At 72.0% G+C, this 20,312-nt stretch carries 20 protein-coding genes; 8 read left to right on the top strand and 12 right to left on the bottom strand.

Going from position 1 to position 20,312, the window contains the following annotated elements; all coding sequences use genetic code 11:
- Positions 1 to 120 precede the first annotated feature (120 nt).
- Complete coding sequence (locus ABZV42_RS19435) at positions 121 to 1,320, bottom strand: damage-control phosphatase ARMT1 family protein (RefSeq protein ID WP_356052861.1); 1,200 nt, start codon at positions 1,318 to 1,320, stop codon at positions 121 to 123.
- A gap of 417 nt (positions 1,321 to 1,737) precedes the next feature.
- Here ABZV42_RS19435 and ABZV42_RS19430 point away from each other — a divergent pair, with 417 nt between their 5' ends.
- Positions 1,738 to 2,697, top strand: coding sequence for a lytic polysaccharide monooxygenase (locus tag ABZV42_RS19430; protein WP_355979374.1), 960 nt, complete (start codon positions 1,738 to 1,740; stop codon positions 2,695 to 2,697).
- Between the two features lie 18 nt (positions 2,698 to 2,715).
- Here the strand turns inward: ABZV42_RS19430 and ABZV42_RS19425 are convergent, their stop codons facing one another.
- Positions 2,716 to 3,381, bottom strand: coding sequence for a Tat pathway signal sequence domain protein (locus ABZV42_RS19425; RefSeq protein WP_355979376.1), 666 nt, complete (start codon positions 3,379 to 3,381; stop codon positions 2,716 to 2,718).
- Positions 3,382 to 4,097: 716 nt separating this feature from the next.
- Between ABZV42_RS19425 and ABZV42_RS19420 the strand changes: the two genes are divergently transcribed.
- From ABZV42_RS19420 to ABZV42_RS19410, 3 genes are all read left to right on the top strand, one after another.
- Positions 4,098 to 4,772: a DUF6230 family protein gene (locus tag ABZV42_RS19420; RefSeq protein ID WP_355979378.1), complete on the top strand. Its 675-nt coding sequence runs from the start codon at positions 4,098 to 4,100 to the stop codon at positions 4,770 to 4,772.
- The gene (locus ABZV42_RS19415) at positions 4,772 to 5,185 is read left to right on the top strand and encodes a DUF6114 domain-containing protein (protein WP_355979380.1); all 414 of its coding nucleotides are present in this window, start codon (positions 4,772 to 4,774) and stop codon (positions 5,183 to 5,185) included. The genes ABZV42_RS19420 and ABZV42_RS19415 overlap by 1 nt, the downstream gene beginning before the upstream one ends.
- A gap of 189 nt (positions 5,186 to 5,374) precedes the next feature.
- The gene (locus ABZV42_RS19410; protein WP_355979382.1) at positions 5,375 to 6,619 is read left to right on the top strand and encodes a cytochrome P450; all 1,245 of its coding nucleotides are present in this window, start codon (positions 5,375 to 5,377) and stop codon (positions 6,617 to 6,619) included.
- Positions 6,620 to 6,829: 210 nt separating this feature from the next.
- On the opposite strand, the gene ABZV42_RS19405 is transcribed toward ABZV42_RS19410, so the two are convergent.
- From ABZV42_RS19405 to ABZV42_RS19385, 5 genes are read right to left on the bottom strand one after another with little or no spacing between them, the layout of a single operon-like run.
- A complete protein-coding gene (locus tag ABZV42_RS19405) occupies positions 6,830 to 8,185 on the bottom strand; it encodes a cytochrome P450 (protein ID WP_355991073.1) in 1,356 nt (451 codons plus the stop codon).
- On the bottom strand, positions 8,182 to 8,784 hold the full coding sequence (locus ABZV42_RS19400) for an ATP/GTP-binding protein (protein WP_355991075.1): 603 nt from the start codon (positions 8,782 to 8,784) through the stop codon (positions 8,182 to 8,184). The genes ABZV42_RS19405 and ABZV42_RS19400 overlap by 4 nt, the downstream gene beginning before the upstream one ends.
- The gene (locus tag ABZV42_RS19395) at positions 8,762 to 9,127 is read right to left on the bottom strand and encodes a DUF742 domain-containing protein (RefSeq protein WP_355991077.1); all 366 of its coding nucleotides are present in this window, start codon (positions 9,125 to 9,127) and stop codon (positions 8,762 to 8,764) included. The genes ABZV42_RS19400 and ABZV42_RS19395 overlap by 23 nt, the downstream gene beginning before the upstream one ends.
- A complete protein-coding gene (locus tag ABZV42_RS19390) occupies positions 9,124 to 9,537 on the bottom strand; it encodes a roadblock/LC7 domain-containing protein (protein ID WP_355991079.1) in 414 nt (137 codons plus the stop codon). Before ABZV42_RS19390 ends, ABZV42_RS19395 begins: the two co-directional genes overlap by 4 nt.
- Complete coding sequence (locus ABZV42_RS19385; protein WP_355991081.1) at positions 9,534 to 10,916, bottom strand: ATP-binding protein; 1,383 nt, start codon at positions 10,914 to 10,916, stop codon at positions 9,534 to 9,536. Before ABZV42_RS19385 ends, ABZV42_RS19390 begins: the two co-directional genes overlap by 4 nt.
- Before the next feature lie 209 nt (positions 10,917 to 11,125).
- Here ABZV42_RS19385 and ABZV42_RS19380 point away from each other — a divergent pair, with 209 nt between their 5' ends.
- Complete coding sequence (locus tag ABZV42_RS19380) at positions 11,126 to 12,094, top strand: AraC family transcriptional regulator (protein ID WP_356052859.1); 969 nt, start codon at positions 11,126 to 11,128, stop codon at positions 12,092 to 12,094.
- Between the two features lie 38 nt (positions 12,095 to 12,132).
- Here the strand turns inward: ABZV42_RS19380 and ABZV42_RS19375 are convergent, their stop codons facing one another.
- Complete coding sequence (locus ABZV42_RS19375; RefSeq protein ID WP_356052858.1) at positions 12,133 to 13,560, bottom strand: DUF3533 domain-containing protein; 1,428 nt, start codon at positions 13,558 to 13,560, stop codon at positions 12,133 to 12,135.
- Positions 13,561 to 13,954: 394 nt separating this feature from the next.
- On the opposite strand from ABZV42_RS19375, the gene ABZV42_RS19370 reads away from it, so the two are divergent.
- Complete coding sequence (locus ABZV42_RS19370; protein ID WP_355991088.1) at positions 13,955 to 15,022, top strand: lysylphosphatidylglycerol synthase transmembrane domain-containing protein; 1,068 nt, start codon at positions 13,955 to 13,957, stop codon at positions 15,020 to 15,022.
- Positions 15,023 to 15,125: 103 nt separating this feature from the next.
- Here ABZV42_RS19370 and msrB read toward each other — a convergent pair whose 3' ends face one another.
- The 4 genes from msrB to ABZV42_RS19350 all read right to left on the bottom strand — a co-directional run bounded on the left by msrB (position 15,126) and on the right by ABZV42_RS19350 (position 18,575).
- Positions 15,126 to 15,533, bottom strand: a complete 408-nt coding sequence (msrB, locus tag ABZV42_RS19365) for a peptide-methionine (R)-S-oxide reductase MsrB (RefSeq protein ID WP_356052856.1) — start codon at positions 15,531 to 15,533, stop codon at positions 15,126 to 15,128.
- A gap of 46 nt (positions 15,534 to 15,579) precedes the next feature.
- The gene (gene murC, locus ABZV42_RS19360; protein WP_355991093.1) at positions 15,580 to 16,968 is read right to left on the bottom strand and encodes a UDP-N-acetylmuramate--L-alanine ligase; all 1,389 of its coding nucleotides are present in this window, start codon (positions 16,966 to 16,968) and stop codon (positions 15,580 to 15,582) included.
- A gap of 207 nt (positions 16,969 to 17,175) precedes the next feature.
- Positions 17,176 to 17,649, bottom strand: a complete 474-nt coding sequence (locus ABZV42_RS19355) for an indole-3-glycerol phosphate synthase (protein WP_356052853.1) — start codon at positions 17,647 to 17,649, stop codon at positions 17,176 to 17,178.
- 113 nt (positions 17,650 to 17,762) lie between these two features.
- Positions 17,763 to 18,575, bottom strand: a complete 813-nt coding sequence (locus ABZV42_RS19350) for a pyrimidine reductase family protein (protein ID WP_356052851.1) — start codon at positions 18,573 to 18,575, stop codon at positions 17,763 to 17,765.
- A gap of 37 nt (positions 18,576 to 18,612) precedes the next feature.
- Here ABZV42_RS19350 and zapE point away from each other — a divergent pair, with 37 nt between their 5' ends.
- Positions 18,613 to 19,719, top strand: coding sequence for a cell division protein ZapE (gene zapE, locus ABZV42_RS19345; RefSeq protein ID WP_356052849.1), 1,107 nt, complete (start codon positions 18,613 to 18,615; stop codon positions 19,717 to 19,719).
- A 141-nt stretch (positions 19,720 to 19,860) separates the two neighbouring features.
- Positions 19,861 to 20,312: SPFH domain-containing protein (locus tag ABZV42_RS19340; RefSeq protein ID WP_356052847.1), on the top strand; the 452-nt coding region annotated here is incomplete at its 3' end.

Genomic DNA, 20,312 nt, shown 5'->3' with positions numbered 1-20,312 from the left:
GGCCAGGACATGATCACACCATCGCGTGAACCCGCCCGAAAGCCGCACACGAGGACACCGGACCTGTCCCTGGGCCCTGGATTCAGGTGACTTGACCGGACCCGGAAGCCGGGCGAACGGTCATCCGCGTCTCGCCTGGATCAGCGCGTGGGTCCCGCCCGTGCGCCAGCGGTCGCCCTCGGCGGCGTTGAGGTCCGCCTCGACGGCGGCGCCGAGCCCGACGACCACATCGGACTTGAGGGTCCGCAGCGCGGCCACCGCACCGGGGAAGTGGGCGGTCACGGCGGCGAACGGGGTGGTGGCGGGGTAGAGCCGGTCGCCGATCAGCCGGCGGTAGTTCAGGTCGCCCTTCAGCAGGGTCACGTCGGCGGCGGCGAACTCCCGCCGGAGGTCCTCGGGCAGATCGGCGTACGGCAGCGGGCCGCAGGCGAAGGGGTGGGTCCTGACGGTGAGCCGGCCCCCGGACAGGGCCGCCCAGAGGCGCTTCCCGGCCTCGCCGGCCGCTCCCTTCGCGGCGGTCAGCCGGCGCAGGGCGTCCAGCACGTCGGCCGCGGTGGCGTCGGACACGTAGTACGGGTACGGCTTCACGTGCAGGGCGGCCCGCTCGACCCGGCCGTGCCGGAGCAGATGGTCGACGAGGAGGAGGTCGGGGACGAGTTCGCGGCCCGCGTTGTCCGCGACGAGACAGAGGGTGCCTCCGGCGAACAGGGACCGCAGCAGTTCCGTGTCGTCCGCCACGAGCCGGGACTCGGCCGCCGCCGCGCCTGCGCCGCCGGCCAGCCTGAACCCGAGGTCGGCGCGGTTGCCCCACAGGGAGCCGTGCAGCAGCGCCTCCTCCTGTTCCTCGGCCGGCCGGCGCGCGAGGTCGTCGAGCGCGGCGAGTTCCTCCTCGGCCTCCGGGGTGTCGAGTTCGGCGAGCTTGAAGGGGCGGAAGGGGTCGATGCCCTGCCAGGGACCGGGCGCGAAGTAGCCGACGGCTTCGAGGAGTTTGCGGTAGAAGTAGCTCTCGGACCACAGGAAGGGCAGGTCGAACCAGGACCGGCCGTAGTACTCCTGGCCACCCCAGGCGTCCCACCGGGCGCGGTCCGCGGCGGGCTCCGCGAGCGGCTCGGCGACGCCCTCGGCGCAGTTCCGCAGCAGCGCGTCGAGCGCGTGACGCTGCTCGGGACCGTACGGGAAGGCGTCGCGCACCTTCCGGATGAGGGCCGGATGCCGTTCGGCGAGCACGCTCCAGGGGAACGAGCCCGGTACCGAGCTCACGACCACCGGGGCGTCGTCGGGATCGGCGGCACTGCGGGCGGGGGCGGCGGGATCGTGCATGCGGCTCACCGTACCCGGCGGAACAGAAGGGGCCGTCCGGCGCGATGCGCGCCGAGCGGCCCCTCCCCCCGTAGAGCCCAGCGGTCGGCCCGAGCCCTGTCGTCAGATCCCCTTCGTCCGCGCCGGAGTTCTTCGCTGCCCGGTCCTGGACGGGGGGTGCACGGCCGCCGTCGGCGGTCGCGCTGAACGATAGGCAGGCCGCGGAGAGGAGGGATAGCGGGAAAACCCTCGATCCGGCCGGTGTCCGGCCCTCGTCCTGGCGCGGTCCGGCGAGGTGGCCCCGATTCGCGCGGATTGCGGATCCGGCTGAACACCGCACGCTCCGGATCCGTATCCCACCGTGCCCCGTGCGAGGAGTGCGTCCCGGCCGCGCACGGCGGCCCGCCGCTTCGCCCACGCTTCGAGGAGACGTCCCGGATGACCGCCTACCGCACCGCCACCGCGGCCGCCGTCGCCCTGGCGGCTCCGCTGCTGCTCACGACATGGGCCGCGGGGACCGCGTCGGCGCACGGCGCGCCGACGTCTCCGGTCAGCCGGGTGTACGCGTGCTCGCCCGAGGGCGGCAGCCAGAACCGGACGGCGGCCTGCCTGGCGGCGATCGCGGCGAACGGCTCGCCCTTCACCGCGTGGGACAACCTGCGGGTGGGTGGCGTCGACGGCCGGGACCGTTCGGTGATCCCGGACGGGAAACTGTGCAGCGGGGGCCTGCCCGCCTACAAGGGCCTCGACCTGGCCCGCGCCGACTTCCCCGCGACGCGTCTGACGCCAGGTGCGCGCCTGAACATGAAGTACAGCTCGACGATCGCGCACACGGGGACCTTCAAGCTTTATCTGACCAACCAGGGCTACAGTCCGACGCGGCCGCTGAAGTGGTCCGACCTGCCGGAGAAGCCGTTCGCCACGGTCACGGACCCGGCGCTGGTCGCCGGCGCCTACCGGATCGGGGCGACGCTGCCGTCCGACCGTACCGGCCGCCAGATGCTGTTCACCATCTGGCAGAACTCCAGCACGACGGACACCTACTACTCGTGCTCGGACGTGGTGTTCTCCGGCGGCGGCGGGGCGTCGAAGCCGGCCGCGAGCACCGGGTCTTCCACGACGGCCGGGAGCGGCTCCGGCGCGAAGAGCGCCAAGAAGTCCCCCGCGGCCACCCGGCCGGCGAGCGCGACGCCCAGTGCCACGGCCGCGTCGCCGTCCGCCGGTTCCGCCTCCCCCGAGGCCGGTTCGGCGGCCGAGAAGGCGGGCACCGATCATCTGGCGCCCGCCGCCGAGAGCACGTCGGGCGGTGGCCCCGCCCTCCCCATGGTCGCCGGTGGAGCGGGGGCGGCTCTGCTGCTCACCGCCGGCGTCGCCGTGGTGCTGCGCCGCCGGCGGTGAACCGGATTCCCGTGGGGGTCAGTTGACGAACACCGCCGGGCTGCCCGCCTGGCTGGTGTCGGTCACGGGGGCGTACTTCGCGGTGAAGTAGCCGTTCGCGAAGCAGAGGGACGAGCCGGAGAACTTCGTGAACTGCTGATTGGTGAAGTTGATGCTGTTGTCGGTGTTGTCAGCCGTGCCGGACAGGCCGGCCGCCCGGTAGACGCACGTCAGCGTGCCCAGCAGCGAGCGCAGCTTGACCGTGGTCTGGATGCTGGAGCCGGCCGCCGGGGTGACCGCGACGCTTCCGTCGGAGCCCACCGCGGTGCTGTAGGGCAGGTTGTCGACCGTGATGCTGGTGACGCCGAGGACGCCGATGACGTTGCTGCTGCACGAACTGGCCGTGAAGGTCTGGCCGGTGACGGACTCGGTGGCCGTGCCGGGGGACGCGGGGTTGTCGGCGGCGGCCGCGGTGAAGGTCGACCCGGAACAGGAGACGCCGCTCGTGCCGGTGCTGCTGGAGTAGAGCGTGGCGTTGGTGCCGCTCGCCAGCGAGGCCACGAGGACGTCGCCGACGGCGACGGGGGTCCCTCCGGCGCTGCCGGTGGTGAGCACGGCGACGTCGTCCGCGGAGGCCGGGACGACGGCGGACGCCGAGAGGGCCGCGACGACGCCGACGGCGGCGAGCAGGGATCGAGTACGCATGGGGGTGCCTCTTCTCCGATGGGGGTGTGGGTGCCTGACCGCGCCGGGGCGCGGGGGTGCGGGTCGAGACGGTGGCGCGGGTGTGCGGGGTGGAACGGGCCGCGCGCGACGGCGGGCGAAGACAGCGGGGCCCGCCCTCGGGAGTGGTGCGAGGAGTGACCGCCGCCGGCCCGTGACGCCTTCTCCTTACGCCACGGGCCGGCGGCGACAGCCGGGCGACCGGTACGGCCCTCTGGGGGAAGGTGACCGCACCGGTGCCACGGGAACGGGAACGGCCGGGAGGCGCGCCTTTGGGCGTACGCGCCAGGGTCGCTCCGGAACACGCCATGACCGCCCCGCAGAGCGGGGTCCGGGAGGTGACGGGCGCGTCAGCCGACGGATCCGGCGCCACGGATCCGGGAAACAGGGAGAGTTGTAGACCTGATGGAGGGTCAACGTCAAGGCGTAGCAAGGAAGTTGAAGGTCAGCGGGACTCTCCGGCGGATGACTGTTCACACCTGGGGCACAACTGGCACGGTTTTCCCACACGCGCCTTGACCCGTTCGTGTAACCCCCGGTAACTTCCTCGAAGGCTACTGCCGCGTAACGAGAAAGCCCTTGCAACCGCCGGGAGGCGCGAGGAGGCGTTCGCGGCAGCCGCTGTCCGCGCCAGGACAACGCGCCACTGGAGCCCCACCCGCATCGATTTCAGCATCGAACGTGCCCAGGGAGCAGACATGGCTTCGTCCCCGGACGCCACGGCGTCCAACGGTTCCACGCCCGAGACCCCGGAAAGCGGTTCAGCCGCCGACGGTCAGGACAGACGCGGGCGGGTCCGGCTGCGCCGCGCCGCGGTGATGGCGGTACCGGCCACGATGGTCGCCGCGGGGCTGATGATCGCGACGGCACAGGGTGCCCTCGGCGTGCAGTTCGCCATCTCCGGAATGCCGTTCACGGTCACCGCGACCGAACTGAACGGCACCGGCTTCGAGCAGTTCGGCGGCCTCGACAACATGGCGGACGACAGCCCGAACGCCGGCGACACCGGCGGGCAGGTCCTCATCGTCACCTCGGCGATCAAGAACGCCACCCTCGACCACCTCTGCCAGAGCGTCGACCTGGGGGGCACCAACCTGCTCATCACGGCGGGCAGCGGGTCGGACAAGGTCCAGGCGACCAACCTGACCACCGACTCCACGGAGCTGACGGGCAACGCCTCCTTCAACAACATCGAGATCGGCAACGACGCGAGCACGCTCGACAAGGCCGGGGTCCAGGGCCCCAAGGGCGTGTTCAGCCAGCAGGCGGACACCGTACGCATCGCGAACCTGCGCCAGACCAACTACGCGACGACGGCGGCGGTGTTCAAGCTCCCCGGCCTCAAGCTCCGCTTCAGCGACCAAGGCTGCTGATGAGTGCCGAGGCGCAGAAGGACGACACCCGGGACCTGAGGGACTCCTTCCGGCGGTGGCGCGCGAACCGCCCCTTCTGGGGCGGGCTGCTGCTCACCCTGGGAGGGGCGGAGATCCTCCTCACCGAGAAGGCGTCGCTGAAGGTCGTCCTGCACATCGGGATGCAGGGCCTCGCGGGCTATCTGCTGCCCACCACGATGCTGCTGTGCGGCCTGCTGATCCTCTTCAATCCGGCCCAGCGTCTGTTCTACTCCCTGCTGGGCATCCTGCTGTCGCTCGGCACCTGGGTCACCTCCAACCTCGGCGGCTTCTTCGTCGGCCTGCTCCTCGGGGCCGTCGGCAGCTGTCTCACCTTCGGCTGGCTCCCCGACCAGAAGCCGCGCAGGCGGCTGCTGCGTCGCGAGCACGCCTGAGGCGGGCGGAACAGCGGGATCCGGACCCTCGACGGCTTGCCCACGCGCTTCGGGTGATCGGAATTGCCCGTACGCGCAGGGAAGTTGGCACCCCACGCAGCCGGTACCCGGTGCGATTCGAGGGGCGGCGTCGTCGCGTAGCGTGACGCGCCGTATCCGAATCCGGGTTCGACTGCCGGGAGGCTCCTGATGGGAAATCCACGTCCTTTGGTGATCGACGCGACCGGACGCGACATCCACGGAGAGGCCGTCCGGATCCGCGAGAGAGGACCACTGGCCCGGGTGGAGCTGCCCGGCGGTGTGCGGGCCTGGGCGGTGAGCGGTCCCGAGCTGCTGAAACGGCTGCTCACCGATCCCCGGGTGTCCAAGGACGCGCGGCAGCACTGGCCCCTGCTGGCGAGTGGCGTGATCACCCCCGAGTGGCCGCTGTTCGCCTGGGTGGCCGTGGAGAACATGTTCACCGCGTACGGGGGTGAGCACCGCCGCCTGCGCACCATGGTCTCCAAGGCGTTCACCGCCCGCAGGACGGCCGCGCTCCAGCCGCGCATCGAGGAGATCACCCGGCAACTGCTGGACCGCGTGGCCGAGGCCGGTCGCGGCGACCAGGTCGTCGACCTGCGCGAGGAGTTCTGCTATCCGCTGCCGATCCAGGTGATCAGCGAACTGTTCGGGCTGCCCGAGGAACGGGGACCCGAGCTGCGCAAGCTGGTGGACCGCATGTTCGACACCTCCGCCGACCCGGGCGAGATGACGTCCGCCTACGGCCGGCTGCTCGTCGTCCTGGCCGAACTCGTCGTCGACAAGCGGAAGTCACCGGGCGACGATCTGACCTCCGGGCTCATCGCGGCCCGTGACGACCAGAACGGCACCGCGCTCAGCGAACAGGAACTGCTGGACACCCTGATCCTCATGGTCAGCGCCGGTCACGAGACGACGGTCAACCTCATCGACAACGCCGTGCACGCCCTGCTCACCCGTCCCGGACAGCTCGCGCACGTCCGGGAGGGCCGCGCCGGCTGGGACGACGTGGTCGAGGAGACACTGCGCGCGGACGCCCCGGTCGCGAGCCTGCCGCTGCGGTACGCCGTCGAGGACATCGACGTCTCCGAACTCGGCGGCCCCGACGGCACCGTGATCGCCCGGGGCGAGGCGATCCTCGCGGCATACGCCGCCGCCGGGCGTGATCCCGAACGCCACGGCAAGGACGCCGACCTGTTCGACGTCACCCGCGCCGACAAGGAGCACCTCGCCTTCGGCCACGGCGTGCACCGCTGCCTGGGCGCCCCGCTGGGCCGCCTCGAGGCTCGGATCGCGCTTCCGGCCCTGTTCGGCCGGTTCCCGGACCTGCGGCTCGCCGTCCCGGAGGAGGAGCTGAGGCCGGTGGACTCCTTCATCTCCAACGGGCACCGCTCACTGCCGGTGCGTATTTCCTAAGGGCTGTCACGTAATCCCCGGTGGATCAGCGCGCGGCGTCGGATGCGGTGCATCGCAAGGCGGAGGGTCGTCCTCATGCTGGGCGTATTCGGGCGATCCGGCAACGCGGCGTGGGGGTACCCCCTGCTCGAAGAGCTTGGGGGAGCCGTAGCTGTCGTCGTGCGCCCGCCGGGGACTACGGGACAGCCCTTAGCGCCGCGGCAGGCACCCTCACTCCCCGCGCCACCAGGCCGCCGTCCGTGCCCAGGCGCTCCGCGGGCGGCCGGTCTCGGGGGGCCAGGGCTCGGACGCGGGCGCCGGGAAGGGATCGGGCGACGCCCGCCGCGCAGCGTCGGTACGTCCGTCACCGGACCGTGCGACGGCCGGGGCGGCCCGGAAGGCCACCGGCAGCACGGCGAGCGCGCGGTGGAACGGTCCGGGGCGCCAGCGGAGTTCCTCCACGGGAACCGTCAGTTCGATGTCGGGGATCCGGTCCAGGAGCTTCTCGACCGCGACGGACGCGATCAGCCGTGCCGGACCCTGCGCGGGACAGGTGTGCGGACCCGCGCTCCACGCCAAGTGAGCTCGATTGCCCGTCCGTTGACGGTTAGTCAGGACGGGATCGGTGTTCGCGGCGGCGAGGCTCACCACGAGCGGCTCACCCGCGCGCAGCAGCGTCCCCTCGTACACGGCGTCGTACCGCGGATAGTGCACGGCGTAGTTCGCGATCGGCGGGTCGGTCCAGAGCACCTCGTCCAGGGCGTCCTCCACCGGCAGGGTGCCACCGGACAGATCGCCGGCGAATCGGTCGTCGGACAGCAGCAGGCGCAGGGCGTTCGCGATCAGGTTCTGCTGCGGTTCGGTGCCCGCGCCCATCAGCACGGCGAGGGTGTGGATCAGCTCCTCGTCGGTCAGCGCGGCCGGGTGCTCCATCAGCCAGGACGTCATGTCCGCGGCCGGCCGCCGCCGCTTGAGCTCGACCAGGTCGAGCAGGGTGGTGACCAGCAGCTCGTACGCCTTCTCGGCGTCGACCCCGTCGAACATTCCGGACATGCCCTCGACCAGCCGGACGCCGTGCCCGGCGGGGCAGCCGAAGAGGTGGTTGAAGACGAGCAGCGGCAGGACCTGGGCGTACTCGCCGAGCAGATCTGCCGAGCCGAGCGGGGCGAACCTGTCGATGAGGGTGTCGGCGCTGCGTTCGGCGTAGCCGCGCAGGGTGCCCGCCTCGACGCGGGCGAGCGTGTCGGTGATGGCGCCCCGGAGCCGGCCGTGCTCCTCGCCGTCGGTGAACAGGGCGCTGGGCCGGTACATCATCATCGGGAGGACCGGGCTGTCGGCCGGGACGGTGCCGTCGGCGAGGGCCTGCCAGTGCCGCGGGTCCTTGGAGAAAGTCTCCGGGCTGCGCAGGACATGCAGCGCGGCGTCGTAACCGGTGACCAGGGTGGCCCGGACTCCGGGGGCGAGTTCGACGGGCGCGGTCGGTCCTGACTCCCGCAGCCGTCGGTAGACCGAGGCGGGATCGGCCGCGAACTCGGGCCCGTACAACGACTGATGGACGGGGCAGCCGGGCGGCGGTACGGCTTTCACGCGTTCTCCAGTTCGCCGGTGCGGGCCAGCAGATGAGCGACGAGGGCGATCAGCGTCTCGGTGGCGGAGACCCGGTCGCGGGCGTCGCAGCGCAGCAGCGGGGTGGAGGGCAGCAGGTCGAGGGCCTCGCGCACCTCTTCGAGGCTGTGCCCGGCCCCGCCGTCGAAGTCGTTCAGGGCTACGGCGTAGGGGAGTTCCGACTCCTCCAGCAGGCCCATGACGTCGAAGGACCGGTCCAGGCTCCGGGTGTCGGCGAGGACGAGCGCGCCGAGCGCGCCGCGGGTCAGGTCCCGCCAGAGTCCGGTGAAGCGCCGCTGTCCCGGGGCGCCGAACAGATAGAGGACCAGGCTGTCGTTGAGGGTGACGCGGCCGAAGTCGAGGGCGACCGTGGTGGTCGTCTTGCCCCTGGCGCCCGCCAGGTCGTCCACGTACGCGCCGGCTTGGGTCATGACCTCCTCGGTGCGCAGCGGTGGTATCTCGGACAGCGCGCCGACGAACGTGGTCTTGCCGACCGCGAAGTGGCCGACGACCAGCAGTTTCACGGCGGTCCGCACGCCCTCGGGCAGGTACACGGCCTCAGAGGCGGGAGCGCAGTCCATCGAGCACCTCCTTGAGGACACGGGTGTCGGACGTCGGCCCGGCTGCGGGGATCGGCGCGCGGGTGACGAGGTGACCGCTGTCCATCAGGTCGGCGACCAGCACCTTGGTGACGCTCACCGGAAGTTCCAGATGGCCGGCCACCTCGGCCAGCGACAGGGCTCCGGGCCGGCACAGCTCCATCAGCCGTCGCTTCTCGGGGCTCAGCCCGGTGAGCGGCGGGCCGGCGGCGGCGATCAGCAGCGTGACGAGGTCGAGGGTGTTGCGCGAGGGCCGCGAACGGCCGCCGGTGACGACGTACGACCGCACCAGCCGTTCCCCGGGACGGCCTCCGGGCGGTGTCATGCCGGTCTGCCGGTGTCCTGCCGGGCGGGGCTGGCCAGCTCTTTGCCGAGCCGGTCGACCGTCTTGTGCATGCGGTACGTGACCGCCTCCATGTCGACGTTCTCGGTCGTGGACACCGCGAGGTGGGTGCCCTCGCCCGCGGCGACGAGGAAGACGTAGCCGTGGGCGAACTCGATCAGGGTCTGTCGCCAGGGCGTGTCCGGGCTGCCGCAGAACTCGGCGGTGCTGCGGCTGATCGACTGCACGCCGGACAGTCCGGCGGCCAGCCGCTCGGCGTCGTCCCGGCCGATGTCCGCGGAATGGGCGCGGAGCATGCCGTCGGCGGACAGCAGGATCGCGTGCCGCGCTTCCGGCACCTTCAGGACCTCGTCGAGCATCCACCCGAGCTCATTGGTCATGGGCGCGGTCATCCCTGTGTGCTCCCTTCGATCGGACGGGGTGGGGCGTCCGCCGGCCGGGGGGCCGCCGGGCTTCCGGTGGTGTCCTGTTCGGAGCGGCCGGAGCGGGTGCCGCGGGCGAACGCGCCCATGCGCCGGGCGTTCTCCCCGGCCGACCGTGCGCTGACGTCCTCGGCCGGTACGGCGGCGGGCGCTTCCTCGGGGCCCGGCGGCTGCGGGGCCCGGCGGCGCCGCTTCGGCAGGCCTCCGGCCGTGGTCGTCCCGACGGGCTCGGCCGACCGCCGGGTGGGAAGCACCGGCGGCACGGACGCGGCCCGCGCGCCCACGGGTCTCCCGGCCGTCCGTGCGGGCTCGGACCGCGGGGGCGCCTTCACGGCCGGGGCCGGATGCGTGAGCAGCTTCGCGGGCAGGAACACCACCGCCCGGACACCGCCGTACGGTGACCGGGTGTCCACCGAGACGCTGAACCCGTACCGGGCGGCGAGTACACCGATGGCTGCGAAGCCGAACTGCGGAGGGTCCTCGAGCCGGGTCACGTCCACCAGGTCGCGGCCGGTCAGCAGCCCGGTTGCCCGCTCGATCGCCCCGCCGTCCATGCCGACACCGGCGTCGTCGACGACCACGCAGGCACCGTTGTGCGCGGGCTGGACGGTGACCTCGACGGCGGTGCCGGGCTGCGAGTGGCGGGCCGCGTTGTCCAGCAGTTCGGCGACGGCGAGGACCACCGGTTCGACGGCGCGGCTCTCGACGGCGATGTCGACCTGTCCGTTGACGCGGACGCGCCGGTAGTCACGGACGCGGGAGGTCGCTCCCCGCACCACCTCGATCAGCGCGGAGGTGCTGCGCTGCCGTCCGGGCCAGGAGCCGCACAGGACGGCGATCGCCTGCGCGCGGCGGCCGAACTGGGCGTTGGTGTGGTCGATTTCGAGCAGGTCGCGCAGGACGTCGGGGTGGTCGTGCCGGTCCTGCATCTCGGCGATGGACACCTGCTGCTCGTTGGCGAGGGCCTGGATCGAACGCATCGACGCCTTGAGCGCGGACTTCGCGGACTGGTCGGCGCGCGCCTGCGCGTGTCCCACCGCCTCCGAGAACCGTTCGAGGACGGTGTCGAGCTGCTTCGCGAAGTCCGTGCCGGCCAGCCGGGCGCCGAGCGGGCCGGTCTCCGGGGCGCCCGGGCCGGTGTGCTGGTGCGGGGTGTCCTCCAGGGCGGGCAGGCGGACCTCGGCCAGCCGGCGCAGCCCCTCGTCGCGGGCCCGCAGCTCCTCCGTGAGATCGTCGATCCGCCGGCGCTGCCGGGTGCTGATCCCCCGTCGGCGTATCAGCAGCACGGTGACGGCGAGCAGGCCGGCGGCTAGGCACCAGGACACGGCCTCCGGTATCCGTTCGGTCATGGTCCTCAAGTCCTCTTGTGCAATGGGGCATTGCTGGGGCAGGAGCAGGAAAAGTGAGGGATGGGGCGCGAGTTGGCGGGGCGGATGACGGTAGCCGCGTGCGGGCCCTCTCTCTTTCCCGGACGCGCAGAGAAGTTGCCGCCAGGCGCACCGGCTGTGTGCACTAGGCTGACACCGCGTAACTGCCCTCACCCGCACGGGAGTCGATGGTGGCCTTGCCCACGGGGAACTACCTGGTGGAAACCCGGTCCACGGGTGCGGTGGAACCGTCCGAGCGGGCCGACTTCTGGAGCGAGCACATCGGCTCGTACCAGTCCCGGATGGGCTACCGGTACGGCCGCGCCGACGACTTCCGCGGCAGGACGGTCCGTCAGCGTACCGAGGCGTACCAGCTCGTCAGGTTCCGGTCGGACGAGATCGAGTACAGCAGGACGGCGCGGCAGATCCGCGAGGATCCCGACGGGGACTACCGGTTACTGCTTCCGCTGACCGGACAGATCGTCCTGCGCCAGGAGGGTCACGAGACACGTCTGACGCCGGGGACGGGCACACTCGTCTCGTTCGGTTCCCCCTTCCAGTGCCTCCAGGACTCCGCCACCCAGGCCTTCGTCCTCACGATCCCGGCCCGCGAGCTGGACGGCCCGCTGAACCGCAAGTCGCCGCTGGCCACCGGCCTGGACCTGAGCAGGGGCCTCGGGCGCGTCGTCCGCTCGATGCTCGACGGTCTGTACACCGAGCGCGAGGACCTGACCGACTCCCAGTTCAACGCCGTGTCCGACCGTGTGGTGGAGCTGCTGTGCATGCTCACCACCGGTGACGACCGCCCCGACGGCGCGCGCCATCTGACCGACGTGGAGACGGTAGTGCGCCGCCACGTCCGCGAGAACGCCGCCGACCCCGGCCTCACCGGTACGTCCATGGCCCGCGCCCTCGGCTGGTCGCTGCGCCAGATCCAGCTGGCCCTTCAGCACGCGGGCACCACCCCCCGCGGCCTGATCCGCGAGGAGCGGCTGCGCCTGGTCCGCGAACGGCTCCGGTGCGGCGACTGCGAGCATCTGACGATCACCGATCTGGCCTACGCCTCGGGCTTCTCGTCGGCGAGCGCCCTGAGTACCGCCTTCCGGCAGCGGTTCGGGGTGAGCCCCCGGGAGATGCGCAACGGCGTCCGCGGGACGTGACCCGGGAAATGCCTCTCCCACCGGAACCGCGGGCCTCGTCAGCTGGATGCCGCGGGCCGGGGGGCCTGGTGGAAGGGCAGCTGGGGGGTCAGCCGGTCCAGGCCCTTGCGGTCGTAGTAGCGGGTCATCGCGAAGCCGAAGAGGAGGGCGAGCAGGGAGCCGACGCCGATCATGAGCCAGGCGCGGGCGAGCCCGGCGTCGGCCCGGGCGTCGAAGAAGAGGATGGCGCGCACCCCGTCGCTGAGCTGGCGCATGGGTTCGAAGACGGACAGGAAGCGGTAGAAGCCGGGGACCGCCTGGAGCGGCACGGTGGCGCCGGAGGACGGCAGGCCCAGCACGATGAACACGAACATGGACACGAGCTGCCCGATCCCGCCGAACGCCGCGTTGATCGCCTGGACTCCCAGTCCGACGGCGAGGCTCGCGCAGTAGGAGTAGATCCACAGCAACGGCAGGTGGGTGGCGTCCATGCCCAGGATCGCGACGGTGGCCAGCATGACCAGAGAGACCGTGAGCAGGGTGATCCCGGCGGTCATGGCCATCTTCAGGAGCAGCGTCTGGGTGCGGCTGATCGGCACGGTCGGGCGGCGTGTGTGCCAGGGGCCGATCTCGTTGTCGGCGTAGCCGAGGGCCGTGTCGACGCCGGTGCTGATGAGGTTGCCGCCGAGGAACCCGGCCAGCACCAGGAGCAGGGTGTAGTAGAACGCGCTCAGCCCGAGACCGCTGTGCGCGCCGATGGGGTGCCCGATGCGGGTGACGACCTGGACGGGGTCGGCGAGGAGCAGCCGGGTGGTGGAATCGGCCTTCGCGGTCACCGGGGACGCCGTCAGCTGCTTGCCGATGGTGGCGGAGGTCTGCTGGGCCGCCGCCGTGGTGATCCGGCTCGCGAGGGACGAACCGAGGCTGCCCATACCGGGGTTGGTCAGTACCGTCATGGTGGGCCGGACCGTGGCGTTCGCTGTGGTCAGGGCGGTCAGTGAGCCGGTGAAGTTCGCGGGGACGACGAGGGCGCCGTAGATCTTGCCTGAGGCGAGTTCGTCCTCGGCCTGCGCGCCGGTGAGTCTGCGCCAGTTCGCCTTGCCGGAGGTGTCGTTGGCGACGATGGCCGCGGTGACCTGGGTGCCCACGTTCTGCCGCTGTCCCGGAGGCGGTTTGCCGGTGTCCTCGTTGACCAGGCCGATCGGCAGGTGGCGCAGATGCCCGTTCGGGTTGACGATGCCTCCCATGTACAGGAGCGACAGCAGCAGGGCGAGCAGCCCCGTCAGCACGGTGGGCACCAGCCACAGCTTCGGACGGCGCAGGAGCGTGGCGGCGCGCGCCCGGGCGGAGGCGCCGGCCGGGTCACCCGCACGGTCCTCCGTGCCGGCGCGACCGCCGGGCCGTGGGGAGGCACCGTCGCCCGCGCCCCCCGCGTCCATGGGCTCCTGGGCGCCGTCGTCCGCGGGCTGGTTGCTGTCGGCGTCCATGGTTCTCCGTAGGTTCCGGGGCGGCACGGGAGCGGCGGTGGGCGTACGGCCCCCGGCCGGGGAGTCCAGGGCCGCACGTCAGGTCAGGATCGGGTGTACGCACGCGTCACGGACGGCGACGCGCCGAACCCCCGGGGACGGTCCCCGGCATCCCCCGAAGACACGCCCGGCATCGCTCCCACGCATCGCCGTCTCACTCGAACTCGCACCGCCGAAGCCCGGACAACCGGCCCCGGCGTCGGCGCCTCCGGCCGTATCGCTCAGGCGCTGGTCCCCCTTCCCCTCCCGGACACCGTGGCGTCACACCGGGCGGGAACGTTCTCCCCGTCCCCGTTGCATCGCCTCGGATCCGTCCGTCCCTACCCGGGCGTGACGCGGAAGGACGACGTGCGCCGTGTCCCTGCCCCCGCTCGACAACCTCCCCGCCACCGCGACCGCGGCGGCGCCCGCACCGACGCCCACGGACGCGGACGCGCCCGCCGAGGCGTCTCCCCCCACCTGCTCCCCTTCCGCCACCCGCCTCGCGTCCCTCACCCGGCTCACCCGCCTGGTGGTGACGCTGCTCCCCCTGCTGCTGATCGGGACCTGGGCGGCGCTTGACCGGCGCGCCGTGAGCGACGGCGTCGCCCGGCTGGGTGACGCCGATCCCCGGTGGCTGCTGGCCGGGCTGCTCTTCACCCTGCTGGGCTGGGTGGTCGCCGCCTGCGTACGGCAGGGCGCCCTGCCGGAACGGCTTCCCCCCGGCCTGCTGCTGGCGTCACAGCTGGCCGCCGGCGCCGCCAACCATGTGCTGCCGGCGAGCATCGGCGCCCACGCGGTCACCCTGCGCTTCCTGCGGGGCCAGGGCATCCCCCTGGCTCGCGCGACCGCTTCGCTCGCCCTGTACGCGCTGGTCAAGCCGGTGGCGAGGATTCCGGTGCTGATCGTCTTCCTGGTGGCGGTCGGGGACACCATCCGGTTCGGCGCGCTCGCTCCGGACCGCTGGACACTGCTCCTGGCGGTGGGAAGCACCGTGCTCGGTCTCGCGACCGTCTGCCTGCTTCTGGCGACGGTCCGTCCGCTGCGCCGCCCGGCCGTCGGCTTCCTGCGCACCGCGCTGACCGACGTACGGCTCCTGCACGCCCGGCCCAGCCGCGTTCTCGCCCTGTGGGGCGGTTCGGCCGCGGCCCCGGTGCTCCAGGGCAGCACGATCGCGGCGGTCGGCTTCTCCCTCGGGCTGCCGCTGTCATGGGCTCAGGTGGTGTTCGCGCTGCTGATCGCCAGTACCGCCGTCGGCGCCGTCCCCGCTCCGGGCGGGATCGGCCCGGTGGACGCGGCGATGGTCTTCACCATGGTGTCGCTGGGCGCCCCGACGGGCCTGTCGACGGCGACCGTCATCGGCTACCGCGTCCTGACGGTCTGGATCCCCCTGCTCCCGGGCACGCTGATCCTCTCGACCCTGGTACACCGCAAGGTGCTGTGAGGGGGACGGCCGTCATGGCCCGGCGTGCGGGTCCCTGATCCCGGCCCGTGCCCGGCCCACGCACTCGGTGCGCAGGCGGTTCGGTTCGAGCCGGGATACGGGATCAGCCCTCGTCCGGCGTCAGCCGGAGCGAGATGCTGTTGATGCAGTACCGCTGGTCCGTCGGCGTCTGATAGCCCTCGCCGTCGAAGACGTGGCCGAGGTGCGACCCGCAGCGGGCGCAGCGCACCTCCGTGCGCACCATTCCGTGCGACCGGTCCTGGATCAGCTCGACGGCGTCGGAGTCCTTCGGGTCGTAGAAGGACGGCCAGCCGCAGTGCGACTCGAACTTCTCCGTGGAGGTGAAGAGTTCGGCGCCGCAGGCGCGGCAGGAGTAGACGCCCTTCGCCTTGGTGTCGGTGTACTCGCCGGTGAAGGCGGGCTCGGTGCCCGCCTTGCGCAGCACCGTGTACTCGGACGGGGTCAGCTCCGCGCGCCACTGCTCGTCCGGCTTTTCGATGTCGTACGACATGAAGCTCAACCCCTTACGTTCAAGAAAGGCTCACAGCGAGCCACGACTACTCGGACAGCCGGGCGAGGATCTCCGGTCCGAGATCCGTCACGTCACCGGCGCCCATGGTGAGAACGAGATCACCGGGCTTCGTCATTCCCGCGACGGCCGACGGGACCTCGGCCTTGTCGTGGACCGGTGTCACCTCGGCGCCCGCGGTGCGTGCGGCCTGGATGATCAACTCGCTGGTGACACCGGGGATCGGGTCCTCGCGGGCCGGGTAGATGTCCAGGACGACCGAGGCGTCCGCCAGCGACAGGGCCTCGCCCATCTCCTTGCCGAGCTCCTGGGTGCGGGAGAACAGGTGCGGCTGGAAGACCACGAGGATGCGGCCCGAGGTCCCGGCCCGCATGGCCTCCAGGTCGGCGGTCATCTCGGTCGGGTGGTGCGCGTAGGAGTCGACGACCTGGACGCCGGCCGCCTCGCCCTTCAGCTGGAGGCGGCGCTTCACACCGGTGTACGAGGCGAGCGCGGGGGCCAGCTCGGCGGCCGGGATGCCCAGCGCGGCACCCGCGGCCAGCGCCGCCACCGCGTTGTGCGCGTAGTGGCGGCCGGGGACGGAGACCGTGAAGGTCAGCTCGGCGCCGTCCAGCAGGACCGTCACCTCGCTCTTCAGTCCGTGCGGGACCACGGACAGCACCCGGACGTCCGCGCCGGCGGCATCGCCGTACGTCACCACGCGCACGTCACTGCCCGCGAGGCGGCGGGTCAGCTCGCGGGCGCCCTCGTGGTCCGCCGAGATCACCAGCGTGCCGCCCTCGGTGACACGGCCGACGAACGTCTCGAAGGACTCGTAGATCTCTTCCATGGACGCGTAGTTGGCGTGGTGGTCGAGCTCGACGTTGAGGATGATCGCGACCTCGGGCGCGTACTTGTGAAAGCTGCGGTCCGACTCGTCGGCCTCGGCGACGAAGATCTCGCCCTCGCCGTGCAGGGCGTTCGAACCGGGCGCGTCCAAGTCGCCGCCGATGGCGTACGACGGGGAGAGGCCGAGCGACGACAGGGACACGGCCAGCATCGAGGTGGTGGTCGTCTTGCCGTGGGTGCCGGCGACCGCGATCGGGCGCAGGCCGTCCATCAGGCGGGCGAGGGCGTCCGAGCGGTGGACCACCGGGATGCCGAGCTCGGCGGCGCGGGCCAGCTCCGGGTTGTCCGCGCGGATCGCGGAGGAGACCACGACACAGGTGGCGTCGGGGGCGAGGTGACCGGCCGCGTGCCCGATGTGGACCGTGGCGCCCAGCGCGCGCAGGGCCTCCGCGGTGGCGGACTCCTTCGCGTCGCTGCCCGCGACCTGGGCTCCGCGCTGCGCGAGGATCTTCGCGATGCCCGACATCCCGGCGCCGCCGATGCCGATGAAGTGCGGTCGGTCCATCGCGGTAGGAAGGCCGGGTGCCATGCGTGTATCTCCCCAAGATCCGGTACGAAGGTGGGCGCGCTCTCCCGAAGAGAACGCAGGCCCAGCCTATTGGGTGCGGCGGACAGTGCCTCACAAGGGACACCGGCCGACGCGCCCGGGGCTCGGGCGGCGCCCCGGGACCGGCACGGGCGGCGCCCCGTGACCCGCGGCCGGGCCGCGCTCACGTCCCCGGAGCCCGGAGCCCGCTCACGCCTTGCTGTGGGAGAACAGCTTCAGGACCGGCACGCCCACCTTGTGGCGGGCCCGGGAGGCCCAGTCCCGGTGGAAGAACTCCTCCACGTAGTGCGGGTCGGTCAGCACGATGACCTCGTCGGCCTCCACCTGGTCGACCAGGGTCTTCAGCGCGTCGAGGGGGTGCTCCTCGACGAGGCGGCCCTCGGCGGTGCTGCCGGACGCGCGCAGCGCCACCAGCGACACCTCCAGCGCCTGCTCGCCCTGGCCGGCGGCCGCATCGCCCTCGGGTGTCTCGCCCTCGCGGGTCGCCTCGTCGATCTCGCCCATCGCGACGTCGTCGATGGCCCGCAGCAGCCGGTCCGCCTGGTCGCCCCGGGGCTGGAGCAGCACATGGAAGGCGACCGCCTCGTCACCGTGCAAGGTGGTGACGAACTCCACGTCGGCGGACGTCAGGGCCTTCTCGATCATCAATACGCTCGTGAACACGACAGGCGCCCTTCTCGTCCGGGGGCCTTCCCGGCCCCCTGCGGAAACCATCCTGCCCCGTGACAGCACGGGTACTGCGCGAATTAGTGCGCCCGGCCGAAGAGAAACGGAATCTAGGATTCCGACTGTCGGCCGGATCGACCGTAGCGGCTGTAGAGGAACCCGGCCTCCTCCAGCAAAGACACCAGTTCGAACCGCCGGGGAAGCGGCACCGAGGGTCCGCCCGCGATCCGCTGGGCGTCGCCCGCCACGAGCATGGGCGACAGCGTCACGCACATCTCGTCCAGGACACCGGCCGCGATCAGCTGGCCGAGCAGCCTGGGCCCGCCCTCGGTCAGCAGCCTGGTGTGCCCGAGGTCGCCCAGGGCCCGAACGGCACGGGCGGGGTCGATCCCCGCGCCGTCTCCGGCGATCACCACCCGCGCGCCCGCCCGCTCGGCCTCGGAGATCCGCTCCGGTGGCGCCGCGGCACCGGTCAGCACCAGCGTGGGCACCAGGGGCGAGGTGAAGAGCGGCAGCGAGAAGTCCAGGTCGAGGCTCGCGGTGACGACCGCGATCGCGGGCGCGGGTCCCTGCCCGGCCGCCTCCCGCGGCGCGGCGAAGGCCTCACGCGCGCGTGCCGGCCGGTAGCCCTCCTGCCGGACGGTCTCCGCCCCGACGACCACGACGTCCGCGAGTCCCCTGAGGACACCGAAGATCCTCATGTCGGCGGCGTTCGAGATGGGCTGCGAGCGCCCGTCGTGCTGGGCGGCACCGTCGAGCGTGGACACCATGTTGGCCCGCAGCCAGGGCCCCGTGACCTGGGGGTAGGCGTACGCCTCCGCCAGTTCGCCGAGCTCCCACTCCCGCTCCGTCACATCCGCCCCGGAGGCCTCGGCGGAGGCCTGGGCTGCTGTTTCATAGGTCACAGGGAACAGGCGTCGCATGACGTGCAGTGTGGCACGGCGCATAGAGTGGGGAACCGTGTCGCCCACCTCCACCGCCTCCGCGATCGACCCGATAGCCGAAGCGGCCCCGCTGTCCCTGTGCGCCCGCGAGCCGCACGTCCCCGCCGACCGGCTCGTCGCCGAGATGGTGCCGCCGCCGCGTTTCGACTCGGTCCGCTTCGCCACGTACATCCCGGACCCGAACCGGCCGAGCCAGACCGAGGCCGTCGGCATCCTCGAGAACTTCGCCGGCGGGCTCGGCGGAGCGCACGCCGTGGGCGCGCCCAGGCGGAGGCTGTTCGGATTCGGCAAGGCCCCGAAGACGCCGGCCGGTCCCCGGGGCGTCTACCTCGACGGCGGCTACGGCGTCGGCAAGACCCACCTCCTCGCGTCCCTGTGGCACGCGACCCCGGCGGAGCCCTCACTCAAGGCGTTCGGCACCTTCGTGGAGCTGACGAACCTGGTCGGCGCTCTCGGCTTCCAGAAGACCGTGCAGACCCTCTCCGGGCACCGTCTCCTGTGCATCGACGAGTTCGAACTCGACGACCCGGGGGACACCGTCCTCGTCTCCACCCTGCTCGGCAAGCTGGTCGACGCGGGTGTGGCGCTCGCCGCCACCTCGAACACGCTTCCGGGCAAGCTCGGTGAGGGGCGGTTCGCGTCCGCGGACTTCCTGCGGGAGATCCAGGGCCTCTCCTCGCGCTTCCGGTCGCTGCGCATCGACGGCGAGGACTACCGCCACCGCGGGCTGCCCGAGGCGCCCGCCCCGTTCTCCGACGAACAGGTCACCAAGGCCGCGTACGCCACCGACGGCGCCTCCCTGGACGACTTCCCGCACCTGCTCGGACATCTGGCCCGCGTCCACCCCAGCCGGTACGGCGCCCTGACCGACGGGCTCAAGGCGGTCTGCCTCACCGACGTCCAGCCCGTCCCGGACCAGTCGACGGCGCTGCGGCTCGTCGTGCTCGCCGACCGGCTGTACGACCGCGAGGTGCCGGTCCTCGCCTCCGGCATGCCCTTCGACTCGCTGTTCAGCGAGGAGATGCTGAACGGCGGCTACCGGAAGAAGTACTTCCGCGCCATCTCCCGGCTGACCGCGCTCGCCCGCGACGCGAAGGGCCTCGTGGAGAACCGGGGAGCCTAGTACCGCTACGGGTGACCCTGGCGGGCGGGCGCTGTCCGCCAGGGCACCGGAAGCCCCTCCTAACCGACCCGGCAACAACCGCACCCCCGCGACGTAAAGTGGAATTGCCAGACAAACCGGGCGGATCGGAAGGGGGTCGTCATGGTCCAGGAACTCATCGTGGCGATCACGGCGGCCTGCTCCGCCTCGGTGATCTACGTCGCGGCCGGCGCGAGGGTCATCAAGCAGTACGAACGCGGGGTCGTCTTCCGCCTCGGGCGGCTGGCGGGCGAGGTCCGCACGCCCGGCTTCACCATGGTGGTGCCGTTCGTGGACCGGCTGCGCAAGGTCAACATGCAGATCGTGACCCTGCCGATCCCGGCCCAGGAGGGCATCACCCGGGACAACGTCACGGTCCGCGTGGACGCGGTCGTCTACTTCAAGGTGGTGGACGCGCCGAACGCCATCATCCAGGTCGAGGACTACCGCTTCGCGGTCTCCCAGATGGCGCAGACCTCACTGCGGTCCATCATCGGCAAGAGCGACCTGGACGACCTGCTCTCCAACCGCGAAAAGCTCAACCAGGGGCTGGAGTTGATGATCGACAGTCCGGC

Origin of the sequence: Streptomyces sp. NPDC005281, assembly GCF_040607495.1 — a bacterium.
Lineage (GTDB): Bacteria > Actinomycetota > Actinomycetes > Streptomycetales > Streptomycetaceae > Streptomyces.
The sequence above is the reverse complement of the archived record's forward strand: the minus strand, read 5'-3'. Positions and strand labels throughout refer to the sequence as shown.